Annotated in this window: 15 protein-coding genes and 1 tRNA gene; 9 read left to right on the forward strand and 7 right to left on the reverse strand. The window is 66.1% G+C overall.

Annotated features, from left to right (window positions below; genetic code table 11):
• Positions 1-125: 125 nt before the first annotated feature.
• Genes EPD82_RS04260 through gloA form a run of 3 tightly spaced genes read left to right on the forward strand, consistent with a single transcriptional unit; the run spans position 126 to position 1579 of the window.
• Positions 126-404 (forward strand): EI24 domain-containing protein, encoded by a 279-nt coding sequence (locus EPD82_RS04260; protein ID WP_141055687.1) that lies wholly within the window; start codon positions 126-128, stop codon positions 402-404.
• Positions 401-1159, forward strand: coding sequence for a competence/damage-inducible protein A (locus tag EPD82_RS04265; RefSeq protein ID WP_141055690.1), 759 nt, complete (start codon positions 401-403; stop codon positions 1157-1159). Before EPD82_RS04260 ends, EPD82_RS04265 begins: the two co-directional genes overlap by 4 nt.
• A 33-nt stretch (positions 1160-1192) precedes the next feature.
• The gene (gene gloA, locus EPD82_RS04270) at positions 1193-1579 is read left to right on the forward strand and encodes a lactoylglutathione lyase (RefSeq protein ID WP_055423814.1); all 387 of its coding nucleotides are present in this window, start codon (positions 1193-1195) and stop codon (positions 1577-1579) included.
• A 24-nt stretch (positions 1580-1603) separates the two neighbouring features.
• Here gloA and trxC read toward each other — a convergent pair whose 3' ends face one another.
• Positions 1604-2038: a thioredoxin TrxC gene (gene trxC / locus EPD82_RS04275; RefSeq protein WP_055423815.1), complete on the reverse strand. Its 435-nt coding sequence runs from the start codon at positions 2036-2038 to the stop codon at positions 1604-1606.
• Positions 2039-2143: 105 nt separating this feature from the next.
• Here trxC and EPD82_RS04280 point away from each other — a divergent pair, with 105 nt between their 5' ends.
• Positions 2144-2575: a DUF192 domain-containing protein gene (locus tag EPD82_RS04280; protein WP_141055693.1), complete on the forward strand. Its 432-nt coding sequence runs from the start codon at positions 2144-2146 to the stop codon at positions 2573-2575.
• Positions 2576-2580: 5 nt separating this feature from the next.
• On the opposite strand, the gene EPD82_RS04285 is transcribed toward EPD82_RS04280, so the two are convergent.
• Positions 2581-2665 (reverse strand) — tRNA-Leu (locus tag EPD82_RS04285).
• A 76-nt stretch (positions 2666-2741) separates the two neighbouring features.
• Here EPD82_RS04285 and EPD82_RS04290 point away from each other — a divergent pair.
• Positions 2742-4082, forward strand: coding sequence for a hypothetical protein (locus EPD82_RS04290; RefSeq protein ID WP_141055696.1), 1341 nt, complete (start codon positions 2742-2744; stop codon positions 4080-4082).
• Here the strand turns inward: EPD82_RS04290 and EPD82_RS04295 are convergent.
• Complete coding sequence (locus EPD82_RS04295) at positions 4049-4903, reverse strand: YihY family inner membrane protein (RefSeq protein WP_055423818.1); 855 nt, start codon at positions 4901-4903, stop codon at positions 4049-4051. The two genes, EPD82_RS04290 and EPD82_RS04295, sit on opposite strands and share 34 nt — an antisense overlap.
• 83 nt (positions 4904-4986) lie before the next feature.
• Between EPD82_RS04295 and EPD82_RS04300 the strand changes: the two genes are divergently transcribed.
• Positions 4987-5310, forward strand: a complete 324-nt coding sequence (locus EPD82_RS04300; RefSeq protein ID WP_206202184.1) for a DUF2069 domain-containing protein — start codon at positions 4987-4989, stop codon at positions 5308-5310.
• Positions 5311-5313: 3 nt separating this feature from the next.
• Here the strand turns inward: EPD82_RS04300 and EPD82_RS04305 are convergent, their stop codons facing one another.
• The 3 genes from EPD82_RS04305 to EPD82_RS04315 form a co-directional block, all read right to left on the reverse strand.
• Positions 5314-6849 carry a 2-isopropylmalate synthase gene (locus tag EPD82_RS04305; RefSeq protein ID WP_141055701.1) on the reverse strand — a complete coding sequence of 512 codons (1536 nt, stop codon included), beginning with the start codon at positions 6847-6849 and terminating at the stop codon, positions 5314-5316.
• A 240-nt stretch (positions 6850-7089) separates the two neighbouring features.
• Positions 7090-7851, reverse strand: coding sequence for a CDP-diacylglycerol--serine O-phosphatidyltransferase (gene pssA / locus EPD82_RS04310; protein WP_141055706.1), 762 nt, complete (start codon positions 7849-7851; stop codon positions 7090-7092).
• The gene (locus tag EPD82_RS04315) at positions 7848-8522 is read right to left on the reverse strand and encodes a phosphatidylserine decarboxylase (protein WP_141055709.1); all 675 of its coding nucleotides are present in this window, start codon (positions 8520-8522) and stop codon (positions 7848-7850) included. Before EPD82_RS04315 ends, pssA begins: the two co-directional genes overlap by 4 nt.
• A 153-nt stretch (positions 8523-8675) precedes the next feature.
• Here EPD82_RS04315 and EPD82_RS04320 point away from each other — a divergent pair, with 153 nt between their 5' ends.
• On the forward strand, positions 8676-9554 hold the full coding sequence (locus tag EPD82_RS04320; protein ID WP_141055712.1) for a carbonic anhydrase: 879 nt from the start codon (positions 8676-8678) through the stop codon (positions 9552-9554).
• A 36-nt stretch (positions 9555-9590) separates the two neighbouring features.
• Here the strand turns inward: EPD82_RS04320 and EPD82_RS04325 are convergent, their stop codons facing one another.
• The gene (locus EPD82_RS04325) at positions 9591-11234 is read right to left on the reverse strand and encodes an electron transfer flavoprotein-ubiquinone oxidoreductase (RefSeq protein ID WP_141055715.1); all 1644 of its coding nucleotides are present in this window, start codon (positions 11232-11234) and stop codon (positions 9591-9593) included.
• 102 nt (positions 11235-11336) lie between these two features.
• Here EPD82_RS04325 and EPD82_RS04330 point away from each other — a divergent pair, with 102 nt between their 5' ends.
• Positions 11337-11765, forward strand: coding sequence for an acyl-CoA thioesterase (locus tag EPD82_RS04330; protein ID WP_141055718.1), 429 nt, complete (start codon positions 11337-11339; stop codon positions 11763-11765).
• A 66-nt stretch (positions 11766-11831) separates the two neighbouring features.
• Complete coding sequence (locus EPD82_RS04335; protein WP_141055721.1) at positions 11832-13790, forward strand: acetoacetate--CoA ligase; 1959 nt, start codon at positions 11832-11834, stop codon at positions 13788-13790.
• Positions 13791-13794 lie beyond the last annotated feature (4 nt).

Here is a 13794-nt window from a genome sequence, read left to right on the forward strand (position 1 = left end):
CATCTTCCGTACCTCCTGTAGCAACTGCGTCCGTCTCATTAGGCACCTCCTTCCATACCTAATGAAAACCGGACAAACCTCGTGCTACAAGTCCGGACAGTTTATTTGTTCGCTACACTTGGCTCTTGACGGCCTGGCTCAACAAGCGCACCTTTAGCTATGATTGCCTGATGGAGCACGCCGACGCCGAAGAGCTGCGGGCGCTGGAGGCGCGCGAAGGGGGAACCTTCTTCTGGCTCGGGGCGATCGGTGCGGCACTTGCCTATGTGCCGCTGCTCAATCTCTTCGCGCCGGCGCTCACGGGGCTGCTCTTCGTGCATGCCGGGCTGGAGGCGCTGCGGCGGCTGCGGCTCGAGCGAGGTGCCTGGATCGTGGAGATGGACTTGCCCAAGGGGAAAAGATGAGCGCATTCGGGGCCTACATCATCGGCGACGAGATTCTCTCGGGCCGTCGCGAGGACAAGCACTTCGCCAAGCTGCGCGAGCTGCTGCACGCGCGGGGGCTGCGCCTTGCCTGGGTGCACTACCTGGGAGACGATCCGCAGCGGCTCACCGAGGCGTTTCGCCGCAGCCTTGCGAGCGAAGACATCGTCTTCAGTTTCGGCGGCATCGGTGCCACGCCGGACGATCATACGCGGCAGTGTGTGGCGCACGCCCTGGGCGTGCCGCTCGAGCTGCATCCCGAGGCCGAGGCGCTGATCCGCGCGCGCTTTGGCGAGCGCACCACGCCGCAGCGTCTGGAAATGGGGCGCTTTCCCCGCGGCGCGCGCATCATCCCCAACCCCTACAACCAGATCCCGGGTTTTTCCGTTGCCGATCACCATTTCGTGCCAGGCTTTCCGGTGATGGCCTGGCCGATGGTCGAATGGGTGCTCGACACCCAATACGCGCACCTCTTTCATCGCGAGGACTACGTCGAGGATTCCGTCTACGTGTGGGACGCGCATGAGGGGGATCTGGTCGATCTGATGCAGGCGCTCACCGTGCGCTATCCTGAAGGCACGCTCTTTTCGCTGCCGTCGGTGCCCGAAGAAACGGGAGGACGGCGCCGGCTCGAGCTCGGTTTCAAGGGTCCCAGAGCGGTGGTCGAGGCGGCGATGCGCGACATCGTCGCCGCGCTCGAAGCCCGAGGTTTGTCGTGGGAGCGCCCTCGGAGTTGATTCCCTAACCTAACCAGAAGAAGGAGAGACACCATGCCCCGTATCCTGCATACCATGATCCGCGTCGGCAATCTCGACCGTTCGATCGAGTTCTATACCAAGGTGCTCGGCATGCGGCTGCTGCGCCGCGAAGAGTACCCCGAGGGGAAATTCACCCTGGCCTTCGTCGGCTATCAGGACGAGAGCGAGGGGGCGGTGATCGAGCTCACCTACAACTGGGGAGTCGATCATTATGAAATGGGCAACGCGTTCGGGCACATCGCCATTGCCGTGCCCGACGCCAAGGCGGCCTGCGACGAGATCCGCGCCCGCGGCGGGAAGGTGGTGCGCGACGCCGGGCCGATGAAGCATGGCACCACCGTGATCGCCTTTGTCGAGGATCCGGACGGCTACAAGATCGAGCTCATCGAACGGCCTTGAGCCGGCATCCCAAGGCCGGGATCGTCAGAGATGGCTTTGTGTCCAGCGCACGATCTCGGCCGTGCCCACGGCGCCGGAGTGCCGCGCGACTTCCCGTCCCTGGTGAAAGAGGATCATCGTCGGAATGCTGCGGATGCCGTAGCGCGCGGCCGTTTCCTGGGCCTCGTCGGTGTTGAGCTTGGCGAGCAGCACGCGCGGGGCGAGCTGGCTGGCGGCATGGGCAAAGGCCGGAGCCATCATGCGGCAGGGACCGCACCAGGGGGCCCAGAAATCGACCAGCACGGGAAGGTCGTTCTTCGTCAGATAGGCGTCGAAGCGCGCTTCGTCGAGCTCGACGGGGTGGCCGGGAAAGAGCGGCTGGTGGCATTTGCCGCAGTTGGGCCCTTGGTGCAGACGGTCGGTGGGGACGCGATTGACGGCGAAGCAGTGCGGGCAGACGACGTGCACGGTGTCGTTCATGGGGAGTGCTCCACAAGGAAATCCGATGAAACTATGGGGGCAAAGAGAGCGATGGTCAAGAGGGCGTGCGCCGCATCTACCCGGAGTGCCTGGAGGAACGGAACGATGTCGCTGAAGTCCTGCGTTTTGGCCGTGCTGGTTGGGATGGCGCTACCGCTGACGGTTTGGGCGCAGCCGCGCGCGGAGCTGACGATCGGCATGTACCGGATCGTGGCCGAGGTGGCGGCCGACGAGCCCTCGCGCGAACGCGGCCTGATGTTTCGCCAGCACCTGGGGGCGAACGAGGGGATGGTGTTCGTCTTCCCTGCGGCGGGGCGTCAGTGCATGTGGATGAAAAATACCCCCATCGCGTTGTCGGTGGCCTTTCTCGACGAAGCAGGGCGCATCCTCAACGTGGAGGAGATGGCACCGCGCACCTTGGATTCGCACTGCGCTGCAGCGCCGGCGCGCTACGCGCTGGAGATGCCTGGAGGGTGGTTCCGCGAGCGCGGCATCGGTCCCGGTACGCGCATCGAGGGGCTCGAGGCGCTGAAGTGATTCGTTGGTGCCAGGGAGGGGAGTCGAACCCCCAAGCCTCGCGGCGGCGGATTTTAAGTCCGCTGTGTTTACCGATTTCACCACCCTGGCCCGCGAGTCCGACGATTGTAGCGAAAAATCTCGGCCGGTGTAGAATCGTTTCCATACTACGCAGTGTGGTTTTTTCATGATCGACGAACAGCAGGTCGAGGAATTGCGGGCGCGGATGGCGCGCGTCGTGATCCGGGATGATCCCGCCTGGATGGCCGAAGAAGCGCGCCCCTTGCTCGCTTCCATCGACGAGACGCTGCAGCAGGCAGGGGATTTGGCCTTTCCCCTGCCTTCCGACCTCGTGGTGGCGCTGCAGCGCGTGCTCTCCACGGCCATGGACCGCCTGGAGAACGGGGTGGAGGAGGCGCGCCGCAACCCGCGGGTGGCGAACATCTTCGCCGCGTTCGCATTGCGCACCTATCTGCTCGCGCTGGTGAGCCGCGTCGGTTTGCCCGCCGGTTTCTGGCGTACCTTGACGGGGCTCTGCCTCTCCCTTCTGCATGAAGGAAATGCGGCCATCCGGGGCGAGCTCGCCTGGCTGCTCGCGCTCGCGGCGGCCGATCCCCGCTTCATGGACGCGCGCGAGCTGCTGTGGGCCTTGCGCTGGGTGCAGTCGAACGATCCGGTCATCGTCTTGCATCGCCCCGATGCGGCAGAAGAGGACGGCTTCGTGATGTCACTGCAGCTCGACGAGCCGCCCGAGCCGAAAGCATGGTTTTTCAAGCGCGCGGATAGCCCCGAGCCGAGCCTCTCCTTCTCGCTCGAGGAGCTCGCCAAGCGGGCGGAAGAGGAGATCCGGCAGCTCGACGGCATAGACTGGACGATGCGCCGCCGCGTGGAAGGCGGAGTGACGGCCGACGGCCGGGTGGCGCTGCTGCGCGAGTTGCTCGATCGCTGGCGCTACGGCTGGCAGCAGCGTCTGCCGCGCAAACCGTTCGACGCGATGGCCGAACTGCTGGTCGGCTGGGAAGATGTGCTGCGGCAGCGCATGGGTTTGCCAACCCACATCCGGCCCGTGCGCGTGACCGACGTGAGCATCAGTGGCTATGAACTGCGCTGGACCGATCGTGAGCAGGCCCTGTTCTTCCCCGGCCAGGTGGTGGCGATCCGCGCCGGCGGTGATCTGCGTTGGATCCTAGCGCTGGTGCGCTGGCTCAGGCAGCATCCCCACGGGCTGCAGATGGGGATCCAGGCGGTGGGGTTCGAGCCGGAAGTGGTGGCGCTCAGCCACGGGAAACCCGCTCCTCCGGGCTTTCCTGCCCAGATGGCCCTGGCGGTGCGCAAGACGCCGCCGCTGCGGGTGCAGCCGGCCTTGATCTGCCCCACGGGGACGATTGCCGGCTCGCGGCTGGCGATGGCGAGCGAGCCGGCGGTGGGGCAGTGGCTTCTGAGCCAGGTGCGTTTCATCCGCTTCGAGGCGCAGACGCGCTGCGTCGAGGTGCTTCAGTACGAGGTCGATCCGTTTCCGGAAGATTGAGCCGGCAGCCGGGCGAGCGTGGCGCCGAAGACGGCGCCTGCGAGAATGACGGCCCACAGGACGTAAATCCACACGAGAAAGATGGGAATGGCGGCAAAGGCGCCATAGACGAGATCATAGGTGGCGAAACGGGAGATGAAGGCGGTGAATCCGCGCTGTACCAGCAGGAAGGCGAGGGTGGCGAGAAAGGCGGCGGTGCCGGCGTGGCGGGAACGCACGGGGTGGCGCGGCACGAGCTGGTAGAGTGCCCAGAGGAAGGCCCAGATCAACACGAAAGAGACGAGCGGCGTGGCAAGCGCCCCGAGCCCAGCCATGCGCAGCGATTCGCGCGCGAGCCGGGTCGTGAGATAGACTCCGGAGCCGAAGAGAAGGGGCCCGGCGGTGAGGACGAACCAGTAGGTGACCAGCCGTGCTGCGATCGGACGCGGGCGGCGCAGGCGCCAGATGCGGTCGAAGGCCGATTCGATGGTCGCGAGCAGCAGCAGCGCCGTGACGATGAGCATCAGCGTGCCGATCACCGAAAGCCGGGCGGCGTTGTCGACGAATTCGCGGGTGTAGAACGTCACCAGTTTGGCGGCGGCTTCGGGCAGCAGGTTGGCGCTGAGGAAGTCGCGCAGCGCGAGACCGATTTCCTCGAAAGCGGGGAAGTTGCGAAAGACGAGCACCGTGATGGTGAGTAGCGGCACGAGCGCGAGCAGCGTGGTATAGGTGAGCGCGGCCGCCACCATCAGGCAGTCGGCGCGGCGCAGCCCCAGGACGAAGCGCCGGGCGAACCGTGCGACTTGGCGGGGCGAGGGCAGGGAGAGGGACGGTATCGGCACATCCGCTCCGGCGGACTGAAAAAGAGGACGGAATGGACGGCCATTGTAGGGGAAAAACCCGATGCTGGGCGCGAGCGGCCTTTGTGCTCGCCTTGGCGCTGGCGCTGTGGTGCGTGCTGTGGGAAGGGTGGCTCGCGCCGCTGCGCCCCGGTGGCTCCTGGCTCACGCTCAAGGCGCTGCCGATCGCTGCCGCCTTGCCGGGATTGTGGCGCGGCCGGCGCTACACGGCGCAGTGGGCCTCGCTCGTGACGATTTTCTACGTCGCCGAGGGCGTGCTGCGCTGGGGCGATCCGCAGGGGGTGGGCTTCTTCGCCAAAGGGGAGACGTTCCTTGCCTTGGCACTCTTCGCGGCGCTGCTCGTCTTCGCCCGCCGCGCGGGGCGGCAGGGAGAAGACGAGCCGGCATGAGGCTCACAGCTGCGGGTTGATGCGCACGGCGTCGTGGCTCAGCTTGTTGAGGGCGTTGAGGTAGGCCTTGATGGAGGCGACGATGATGTCGGTGTCGGCTCCCAGGCCATTGACGATGCGCCCGCCCTTGCTCAGCCGCACCGTGACTTCGCCCTGGGCATCGGTCCCTTGCGTGATGGCATTGACCGAATAGAGGACCAGCTCGGCGCCGCTGTGCACCAGGGCTTCGATCGCCTTGAAGGCGGCATCCACCGGCCCGGAGCCGTCGGATTCGATGACGTATTCCTTGCCGTCGATCGCGAGCGTGAGCTTGGCGTGCGGCGCTTCACCCGTCTCGGAGTGGATCACGGCCGAGACGAGCCGGATGCGCTCTGCTTCGCTGGGCGCCGGTTCTTCGGCCATGAGGGCGAAGAGGTCTTCGTCGAAGATCTCGTGCTTCTTGTCGGCGAGCTCCTTGAAGCGGGCGAAGGCCTGGTTGAGCTGCTCTTCCGATCCGATCTCGATACCCAGTTCTTCCAGGCGGGCGCGGAAGGCGCGGCGGCCGGAGTGTTTGCCGAGTACGATCTTGTTGGCCGTCCAGCCCACGTCTTCGGCGCGCATGATCTCGTAGGTCTCACGGTGCTTGAGCACGCCGTCCTGGTGGATGCCCGATTCGTGCGCGAAGGCGTTCGCCCCGACGATGGCCTTGTTCGGCTGCACCGGAAACCCGGTGATGGTGGACACGAGCTTGGAGGTGGGCACGATCTGCGTGGTGTCGATGCGCGTGTCGCAGGGGAAGGCGTCCTGGCGCGTGCGTACTGCCATGACGATCTCTTCGAGCGCGGCGTTGCCGGCGCGCTCGCCCAGGCCGTTGATGGTGCACTCCACCTGACGCGCTCCGGCGAGCACCGCCGCGAGCGAGTTCGCCACCGCCAGCCCCAGGTCGTTGTGGCAGTGCACCGACCAGATCACCTTGTCGGAGTTGGGCACGCGCTCGATGAGGCGGCGGATTTTCTCGGCATATTCGTGCGGCAGGGTGTAGCCGACGGTGTCGGGGACGTTGAGGGTGGTGGCGCCGGCTTCGATCACTGCCTCGAAGATGCGGCACAGGAAGTCGAGTTCGGAGCGGCCGGCGTCTTCGGCCGAGAATTCGACGTCGTCGGTGAATCGTCGGGCCAAACGGACCGCCTCGACCGCCTGCGCGACGACCTCGTCGGGCGTCATGCGCAGCTTTTTCTCCATGTGGATGGGGCTGGTGGCGATGAAGGTGTGGATGCGCTGGCGCTTGGCCGGGCGGATGGCCTCGGCGGCGCGCTCGATGTCGGCCGCGTTGGCGCGGGCAAGCGAGCAGACGGTGGATTCCTTGATCGCTTCGGCCACGGCCCGTACCGCTTCGAAGTCGCCAGGCGAGGCGGCGGCGAAACCGGCTTCGATGACGTCGACGCGCATGCGCTCGAGCTGGCGGGCGATGCGCAACTTTTCTTCCTTGGTCATGGAGGCGCCGGGGCTTTGTTCGCCATCGCGCAAGGTGGTGTCGAAAATGATCAATGGGTCTTTCATCGTGCGGCTCCTGAGATAAAAGGACGAAATCCGGCCTTTGCCGCGACCGGCGGGTCGGGGCAGGGAAGGCAAACGGCAGGGGAGAGGGGAGTGTGTATTTAGCGCGCGAGGCGCAGCAGCGGGCCCAGCAGCAGGCCGGCCGTGAGAAGGAAGGAGCGAAGAAGAGGGCTTTGCGTCTTCATGCGGCAAAATCTACACGGAAATTCGCATCGAAGCAAGCGTTTTTGCCATCGAAAAAAGCTATGGCTGGGGTGAGGCGTCGGCGCTGTGGCGGCGTTTGTGGCGCCAGCGCCAGAAGGCGAGCACGTAGCCGGAGAGCGCGTAGCCGAGAAAGAGAAGGAAGAGCAGCCCCGGGTAGATCGACACGAGGGCGAAAGAGAGCACCACGCTTGCGGCGGCAACGAAGGGAAAGGAGCGGCGCAGGTCGATGCTCTTGCCGCTCCAGTAGAGGATGTTGGTGACCATGCTGATGCCGGCAAAGGCCGTGAGGAGAGCGGCGGGCCAGCGCAGTTCGGCTCCGGTCCAGCCCAGATCGTGCGCCACCCAGGCGAAGCCGGCTACGAGGGCGGCGGCGGCCGGGCTGGGCAGGCCCTGAAAGTAGCGCTTGTCGATCACGCCGAGGTTGGTGTTGAAGCGCGCCAGGCGCAGCGCGGCGCCGGCGCAGTACAGGAAGGCGACGATCCAGCCGATCTTGCCCAGCGGCTGCAGCGCCCAGGTGTAGCTCAGCACGGCGGGGGCGACGCCGAAAGAGACCATGTCGGCCAGCGAATCGTATTGCGCGCCGAACTCGCTCTGGGTGTGGGTGAGGCGCGCGATGCGCCCGTCGAGCCCGTCGAGCACGATGGCGGCGAAGATCGCTACCGCCGCCGTCTGGAACTGCCCGTCGAGCGCCTGCACCACGGCATAGAAACCGGCAAAGAGCGCCGCCGTGGTGAAGAGGTTGGGCAGAAGGTAGATGCCGCGGCGCTTGGGCGGCGTGGTGTATTCGTGTTCTTCGCTCATCGGGCGGCCTCGCGTTCTGCCGCCGGAAATTCGGCGAGGATCGTGCTCGTCGCCTTGACTTTTTCCCCGAAGACGACTCGCGGGCGGCTGTCCGGCGGCAGGTAGAGGTCGACGCGCGAGCCGAAACGGATGAAGCCGTAGCGCTGCCCGCGAGTGAGCCGATCGCCCGGTTCGACGTAACAGAGGATGCGGCGTGCCACGAGCCCGGCCACCTGCACGCAGCTGAGCTCGTGCCCGGTGTCGCTGCGCAGGTGCAGCGCATTGCGCTCGTTTTCGCAGGATGCCTTGTCGAGCGCCGCGTTGAGGAACTTGCCGGGGTGGTACCAGCGCGCGAGCACCGTGCCGTCGACCGGACTACGGTTGGAATGCACGTTGAACACGTTCATGAAGACGCTGATCTTGAGCGCGTCGCAGTCGCGCCAGGGGTCGTGCGCCGGCTCGATGGCCACGATGCGCCCGTCGGCGGGAGAGAGCACCGCCAGCGGCTCGGTGGGGATGGGGCGCGGCGGGTCGCGGAAGAACTGCAGCACGAAGAGCGCGAGCAGCCACAGGGGCCAGGCCCAGCAGAAGCCGGCCATGACCTGGACGGCGAGGGCGAGCAGGACCGCTCCGGTGAGGAAGGGCCAGCCCTCGCGGGCGATGAGGGGGTGGGGATAAGGGTGGGAGGTCATCGTTGCTCTCTGAAGGTTTCGTCCTATTTTACCGGAACGGCCGCTTTGGGGGGCGGGAGGTGCAATCCAGGGCGGGATGGGCGATAATTCGCCACTGGACGAAGCGGCGTGGGATGCTCCCGCGGCCGGTGCATTGGATCAGGAGAATTTCTCATGGCATTGCGGGTTTCCCGTGCGAAGCGATGGATGTGGGGGATCGTGTGCCTTGCGGCAGCCTTGCCGCTGCAGGCCCAGGAGGCAGCGCCCGAGGCGTCCGCCGGCGAGCCCAAGACCGAGGCGCCGGCGGCCGAAGGGGAAAAATCCCCGCCGCCGGTGCAGCAGCCCGCGGCTGCGGGGGCTTCGTCGACCAAACGCTCGGTTCGCTCTCCTGGCGCTTGGGGATATGGTCAGACGAACGGTCCGTCCCAATGGGCGAAGCTGTCGCGGGATTATTTCTGGTGCGGCATCGGCAAGAACCAGTCGCCGATCGATATCCGGCGCGAGGATGTGCTCACCACCGATCTGCGGGCGATCGAGTTCGCCTACGGGCCGGTGAATGGCCGGCTGCGGCGCGACAACGGCGTGCTGACGCTGCAGGTCGTCTCCGGCAAGGCGGCGATCACGGACGAACAGCACCGCTTCGCGCTGACGGCGATCCAGTTCCATTCCCCCAGCGAGCATACCGACGGCGGCAACCATTATCCGCTGGAGGTCCAGCTGGTGCATAAAGACAAGGACGGCAACGTCGCGGTGGTGGCGGTGTGGTTCCGGCGTGGCGAGGACAATCCGGCGCTCGGCGAGATCCTCGCCGCCGCGCAGAAAAAGGGCGGGGCGAGCGTGTCGCTCGATCCGGGCAAGCTGCTGCCGCCCACGACCGATTTCTATCGCTACAACGGCTCGCTCACCACGCCGCCCTGCATCGAGGGCGTGCGCTGGTACGTGATGTCGGAAGTCGCCGAGGCGAGCGAGGAGCAGCTGCGCGCCTTCTTGTCGCTCACCGGCCGCAACAACCGCCCGGTGCAGCCGCTGAACGCGCGCCGCGTGTTCGAATGAGGCCGTGAAGGCGCCGCAGCCCTGCGGCGCCCGGACTCACATGCCGACGTAGATCGGCCCTTCGCCGCCCTGCGGGGGGACCCAGTCGATGTTCTGCGTCGGATCCTTGATGTCGCAGGTCTTGCAGTGCACGCAGTTCTGCGCGTTGATCTGCAGGCGCGGCGTGCCGTCTTCTCTCACGATCTCATAGACGCCGGCCGGGCAGTAGCGCTGCTCGGGGGCATCGTAGATCTTGAGATTGACGTCGATCGCCACCTTGGGATCGCGCAGCACGAGGTGGCAGGGCTGGTCCTCGTCGTGGTTGGTGTTGGAGAGGAAGACCGAGGAGAGCCGGTCGAAAGTGAGCACGCCGTCGGGCTTGGGATAGGCGATCGGTTTGCATTCGGCCGCGGGTTTGAGCAGGGCGTGGTCGGGCGTGTCGCGGTGCAGCGTCCAGGGTGCCTTGCCGCGGAACACCATCTGGTCGATGCCAAAGAGCAGCGACCCGGCCCATAGACCCTTCTTCATGAGCGGCTTGAAGTTGCGGGCGCGGTAGAGCTCCTCGTGCAGCCAGCTGCGCTCGAAGGCCTGCGGGTAGTCGGAGAGCTCGTCGTGCGCGCGACCGGCGGCAAGCGCAGCGAAGGCGGCTTCCGCCGCGAGCATGCCGGACTTGATGGCCGCGTGGATGCCCTTGATGCGCGAGGCGTTGAGGTAACCCGCATCGTCGCCGATGAGCGCGCCGCCGGGAAAGACTGTCTTGGGCAGCGCTTGCAGGCCGCCGGCCACTAGCGCCCGTGCGCCATAGGCGATGCGTTTGCCGCCTTCGAGCATGGAGCGGATGGCAGGGTGGGTCTTGAGCCGCTGGAATTCCTCGAAGGGCGAGAGATAGGGATTGCGGTAGTCGAGCCCGACGACAAAGCCGATCGCCACCAGAGGGCCCTCGTCGAGGTGGTAGCAGAAGGAGCCGCCGTAGGTGTCAGGGTCGAGCGGCCAGCCGGCGGTGTGCATCACCAGTCCCGGTTCGTGCTTGGCCGGATCGATCTCCCACAGCTCCTTGATGCCGATGCCGTAGGCTTGCGGATCGCGCCCTTCGCGCAGCTTGAAGCGCTGTTCGAGCCGCTTGCCCAGGTGCCCGCGGCAGCCTTCGGCGAAGAGCGTGTAGCGCGCCCGCAGCTCCATGCCCGGCTGGTAGTTGGGGCCAGGAGTGCCGTCTTTCTGCAGCCCCATGTCGCCGGTGACGACGCCGAGCACGCGGCCTTCTTCGTCGTAGAGCACGTCGGCGGCGGCAAAGCCGGGGTAGACGTCGATTCCCATGGCTTCGGCCTGCTCGCCCAGCCACTTGACGAGGAAGCCGGCGCGGACGATGTAGTTGCCATGGTTCTGGAAACATTGCGGCAGCAGGGCGTTGGGCACCTTCATCGCCCCGCCTTCCTTGAGGAAGAGGAAGCGGTCTTCGCGCACCTCGGTCTTGACCGGCGCGCCGCGTTCCTTCCAGTCGGGAATGAGCTCGGTGAGCGAGCGCGGATCGAGCACGGCGCCCGACATGGTGTGCGCGCCCAGCTCCGCGCCTTTCTCGATCACGCACACGGAGAAATCCTGCCCCTTCTCGGCGCAGAGCTGCTTGAGGCGGATCGCTGCCGCGAGCCCGGCCGGGCCGCCGCCGACGATCACTACGTCGAATTCCATCGCTTCTCGTTCCATCTTCGGGAGTCCTCGCGCTACAATAGGATGAGAGGCCATACGCTGCCGTATGTTGGCAGAAAACGGGCCGACGATCAATCACGCTTTCGAGGAGACGCGATCATGACACAACGCCCGGCCCATGCCCGGAAAGTACTCACGACCAAAATCCCCGTGCGCTGGGGCGACATGGATGCCTTCGGCCATGTCAATAATACGATCTATTTTCGCTATTTCGAACAGGCACGAGTGGAATGGCTCGAAGCGCTGGACTATCGGGGGGTGGCCGGTGTGTCGCCCTCGCCGGTGCTGGTGCATGCGGACTGCAATTTCCTCAAGCCGGTGACCTATCCGGCCGTGTGCGAGGTCACGGTATATGCCGGCGAGCCGGGGCGCTCGAGCGTGACGAGCTGGTACGAGCTGCGCCTGGTGGGCGACGAGACCCTCTACGCCACCGGTTCCGGTAAGATGGTGTGGGTGGACGCCGCCACCGGCCGTTCTACGCCCTTGCCCGATGATCTGCGTCGGGCGCTGGCGGGTTCTCCCGGCTGAGCCGGGAACCGCTGCGGCGGCTTACGGAAAATATTCATAAAAAAATCAACCAAAAGGAGGAAGGACATGAGCGAGACGAACCCCATCTGGGTACCTTCGGCCGAACGGGTGGCGAGCGCCACGATCACGGCGTTTACCCGCCACGTCGAAGCGCGCTGGAGCCGGAATTTCCCCGACTACGCGGCCTTGCACCGCTGGAGCATCGAGCATCCCGAGGAATTCTGGGTTTCGGTGTGGGACGAAGGCGGGGTGATCGGCGAGCGCGGCGAGGTGGTGCTCGTCGATGGCCACAAGATGCCTGGGGCGCGCTGGTTTGCGCAGGCGCGGCTCAATTTCGCCGAGAACCTGCTGCGCCGGCGCGACGGGCGCGAGGCGATGGTGTTCTGGGGCGAGGACCGGGTCAAGCAGCGCTGGAGCTGGGAAGAGCTGTATCTCGAAGTGGCCCGTGTGGCCCGGGCCCTGGCCGAAGCGGGGGTGACGCGCGGCGACCGGGTCGCGGCCTACATGCCCAACATGCCGCACACGGTCATCGCCATGCTCGCCACGGCGAGCCTGGGAGCGATCTTCACTTCGGCTTCCCCCGATTTCGGCGTGCAAGGAGTGCTCGATCGTTTCGGCCAGACCGAGCCCAAGGTGCTCTTCACCGTCGACGGCTACTGGTACAACGGCAAGGCGGTCGATATCCGCGGCAAGGTGGCCGAAGTGGTGGCCGGCCTTCCGTCGGTGCGCCGGGTGGTGGTCACGCCGTATCTGGAGGCGCTGCCCGATCTCTCGATGATCGACCGCGCGCAGGGCTGGGCCGAGTTCACCGCGCCGCACCGCGACGCGACCGAGATAGACTTCGTGCGCCTGCCGTTCGATCATCCCCTCTACATCCTCTATTCCTCCGGCACCACGGGGCTGCCCAAGTGCATCGTGCACTGCGCCGGCGGGGTGCTGCTGCAGCATCTCAAGGAGCACAAGCTGCACGGCGACGTCAAGCCCGACGACCGGCTCTTCTACTTCACCACCTGCGGCTGGATGATGTGGAACTGGCTCGTCTCGGGCCTGGCCTCGGAGGCGACGCTGCTCCTCTACGACGGCTCGCCCTTCGTCAAGGACGGCACCATCCTTTTCGACTACGCCGACGCCGAGCGCATGACGCATTTCGGTACGTCGGCGAAATTCCTCGATGCGGCGGCGAAGAAAGGGCTCGCACCCATCGAAACGCACCGGCTCGACACGGTGCGCACGATGTTCAGCACCGGCAGCCCCCTCATGCCCGAGGGCTTCGATTACGTCTACACCCGCATCAAGCGCGACCTCTGCCTGTCGTCGATCTCCGGCGGCACCGACATCGTTTCCTGTTTCGTGCTGGGCAACCCGACGCTGCCCGTGTGGCGCGGCGAGATCCAGTGCAAGGGGCTGGGGATGGCGGTGCAGGTGTTCGACGAGAACGGCAACCCCGTCGTCGGGCAGAAAGGCGAGCTCGTGTGCACCCGTCCCTTCCCGGTGATGCCTCTGGGATTCTGGAACGACCCGGACGGCAGCAAGTACCGCGCCGCCTACTTCGAGCGCTTCCCCGGCGTGTGGTGCCACGGCGATTACTGCGAGGAAACGATCCACGGCGGCTTCATCATCTACGGCCGCTCGGACGCCACGCTCAACCCCGGCGGGGTGCGCATCGGCACGGCCGAGATCTACCGCCAGGTGGAGAAACTGCCCGAGGTGGAGGAATCCATCGTCATCGGTCAGGACTGGCAGGGCGACGTGCGCGTGGTGCTCTTCGTGCGCCTGCGCGAGGGGCTCGCGCTCGATGCGGCGCTGGAGGAAAAGATCCGCCGCGTGATCCGCGACAACACCACGCCGCGCCACGTTCCGGCCAAGATCGTGCAGGTGCCCGACATCCCGCGCACCAAGAGCGGCAAGATCGTCGAGCTCGCGGTGCGCCAGGTGGTGCACGGCCAGCCGGTGAAAAACGTCGAGGCGCTCGCCAACCCCGAGGCGCTCGAGCACTTCCGCGATCGTCCCGAACTGCGCGATTGAGGGG

Source organism: Tepidiphilus succinatimandens, assembly GCF_006503695.1.
In the GTDB taxonomy this organism is placed as follows: Bacteria; Pseudomonadota; Gammaproteobacteria; order Burkholderiales; family Rhodocyclaceae; genus Tepidiphilus; species Tepidiphilus succinatimandens.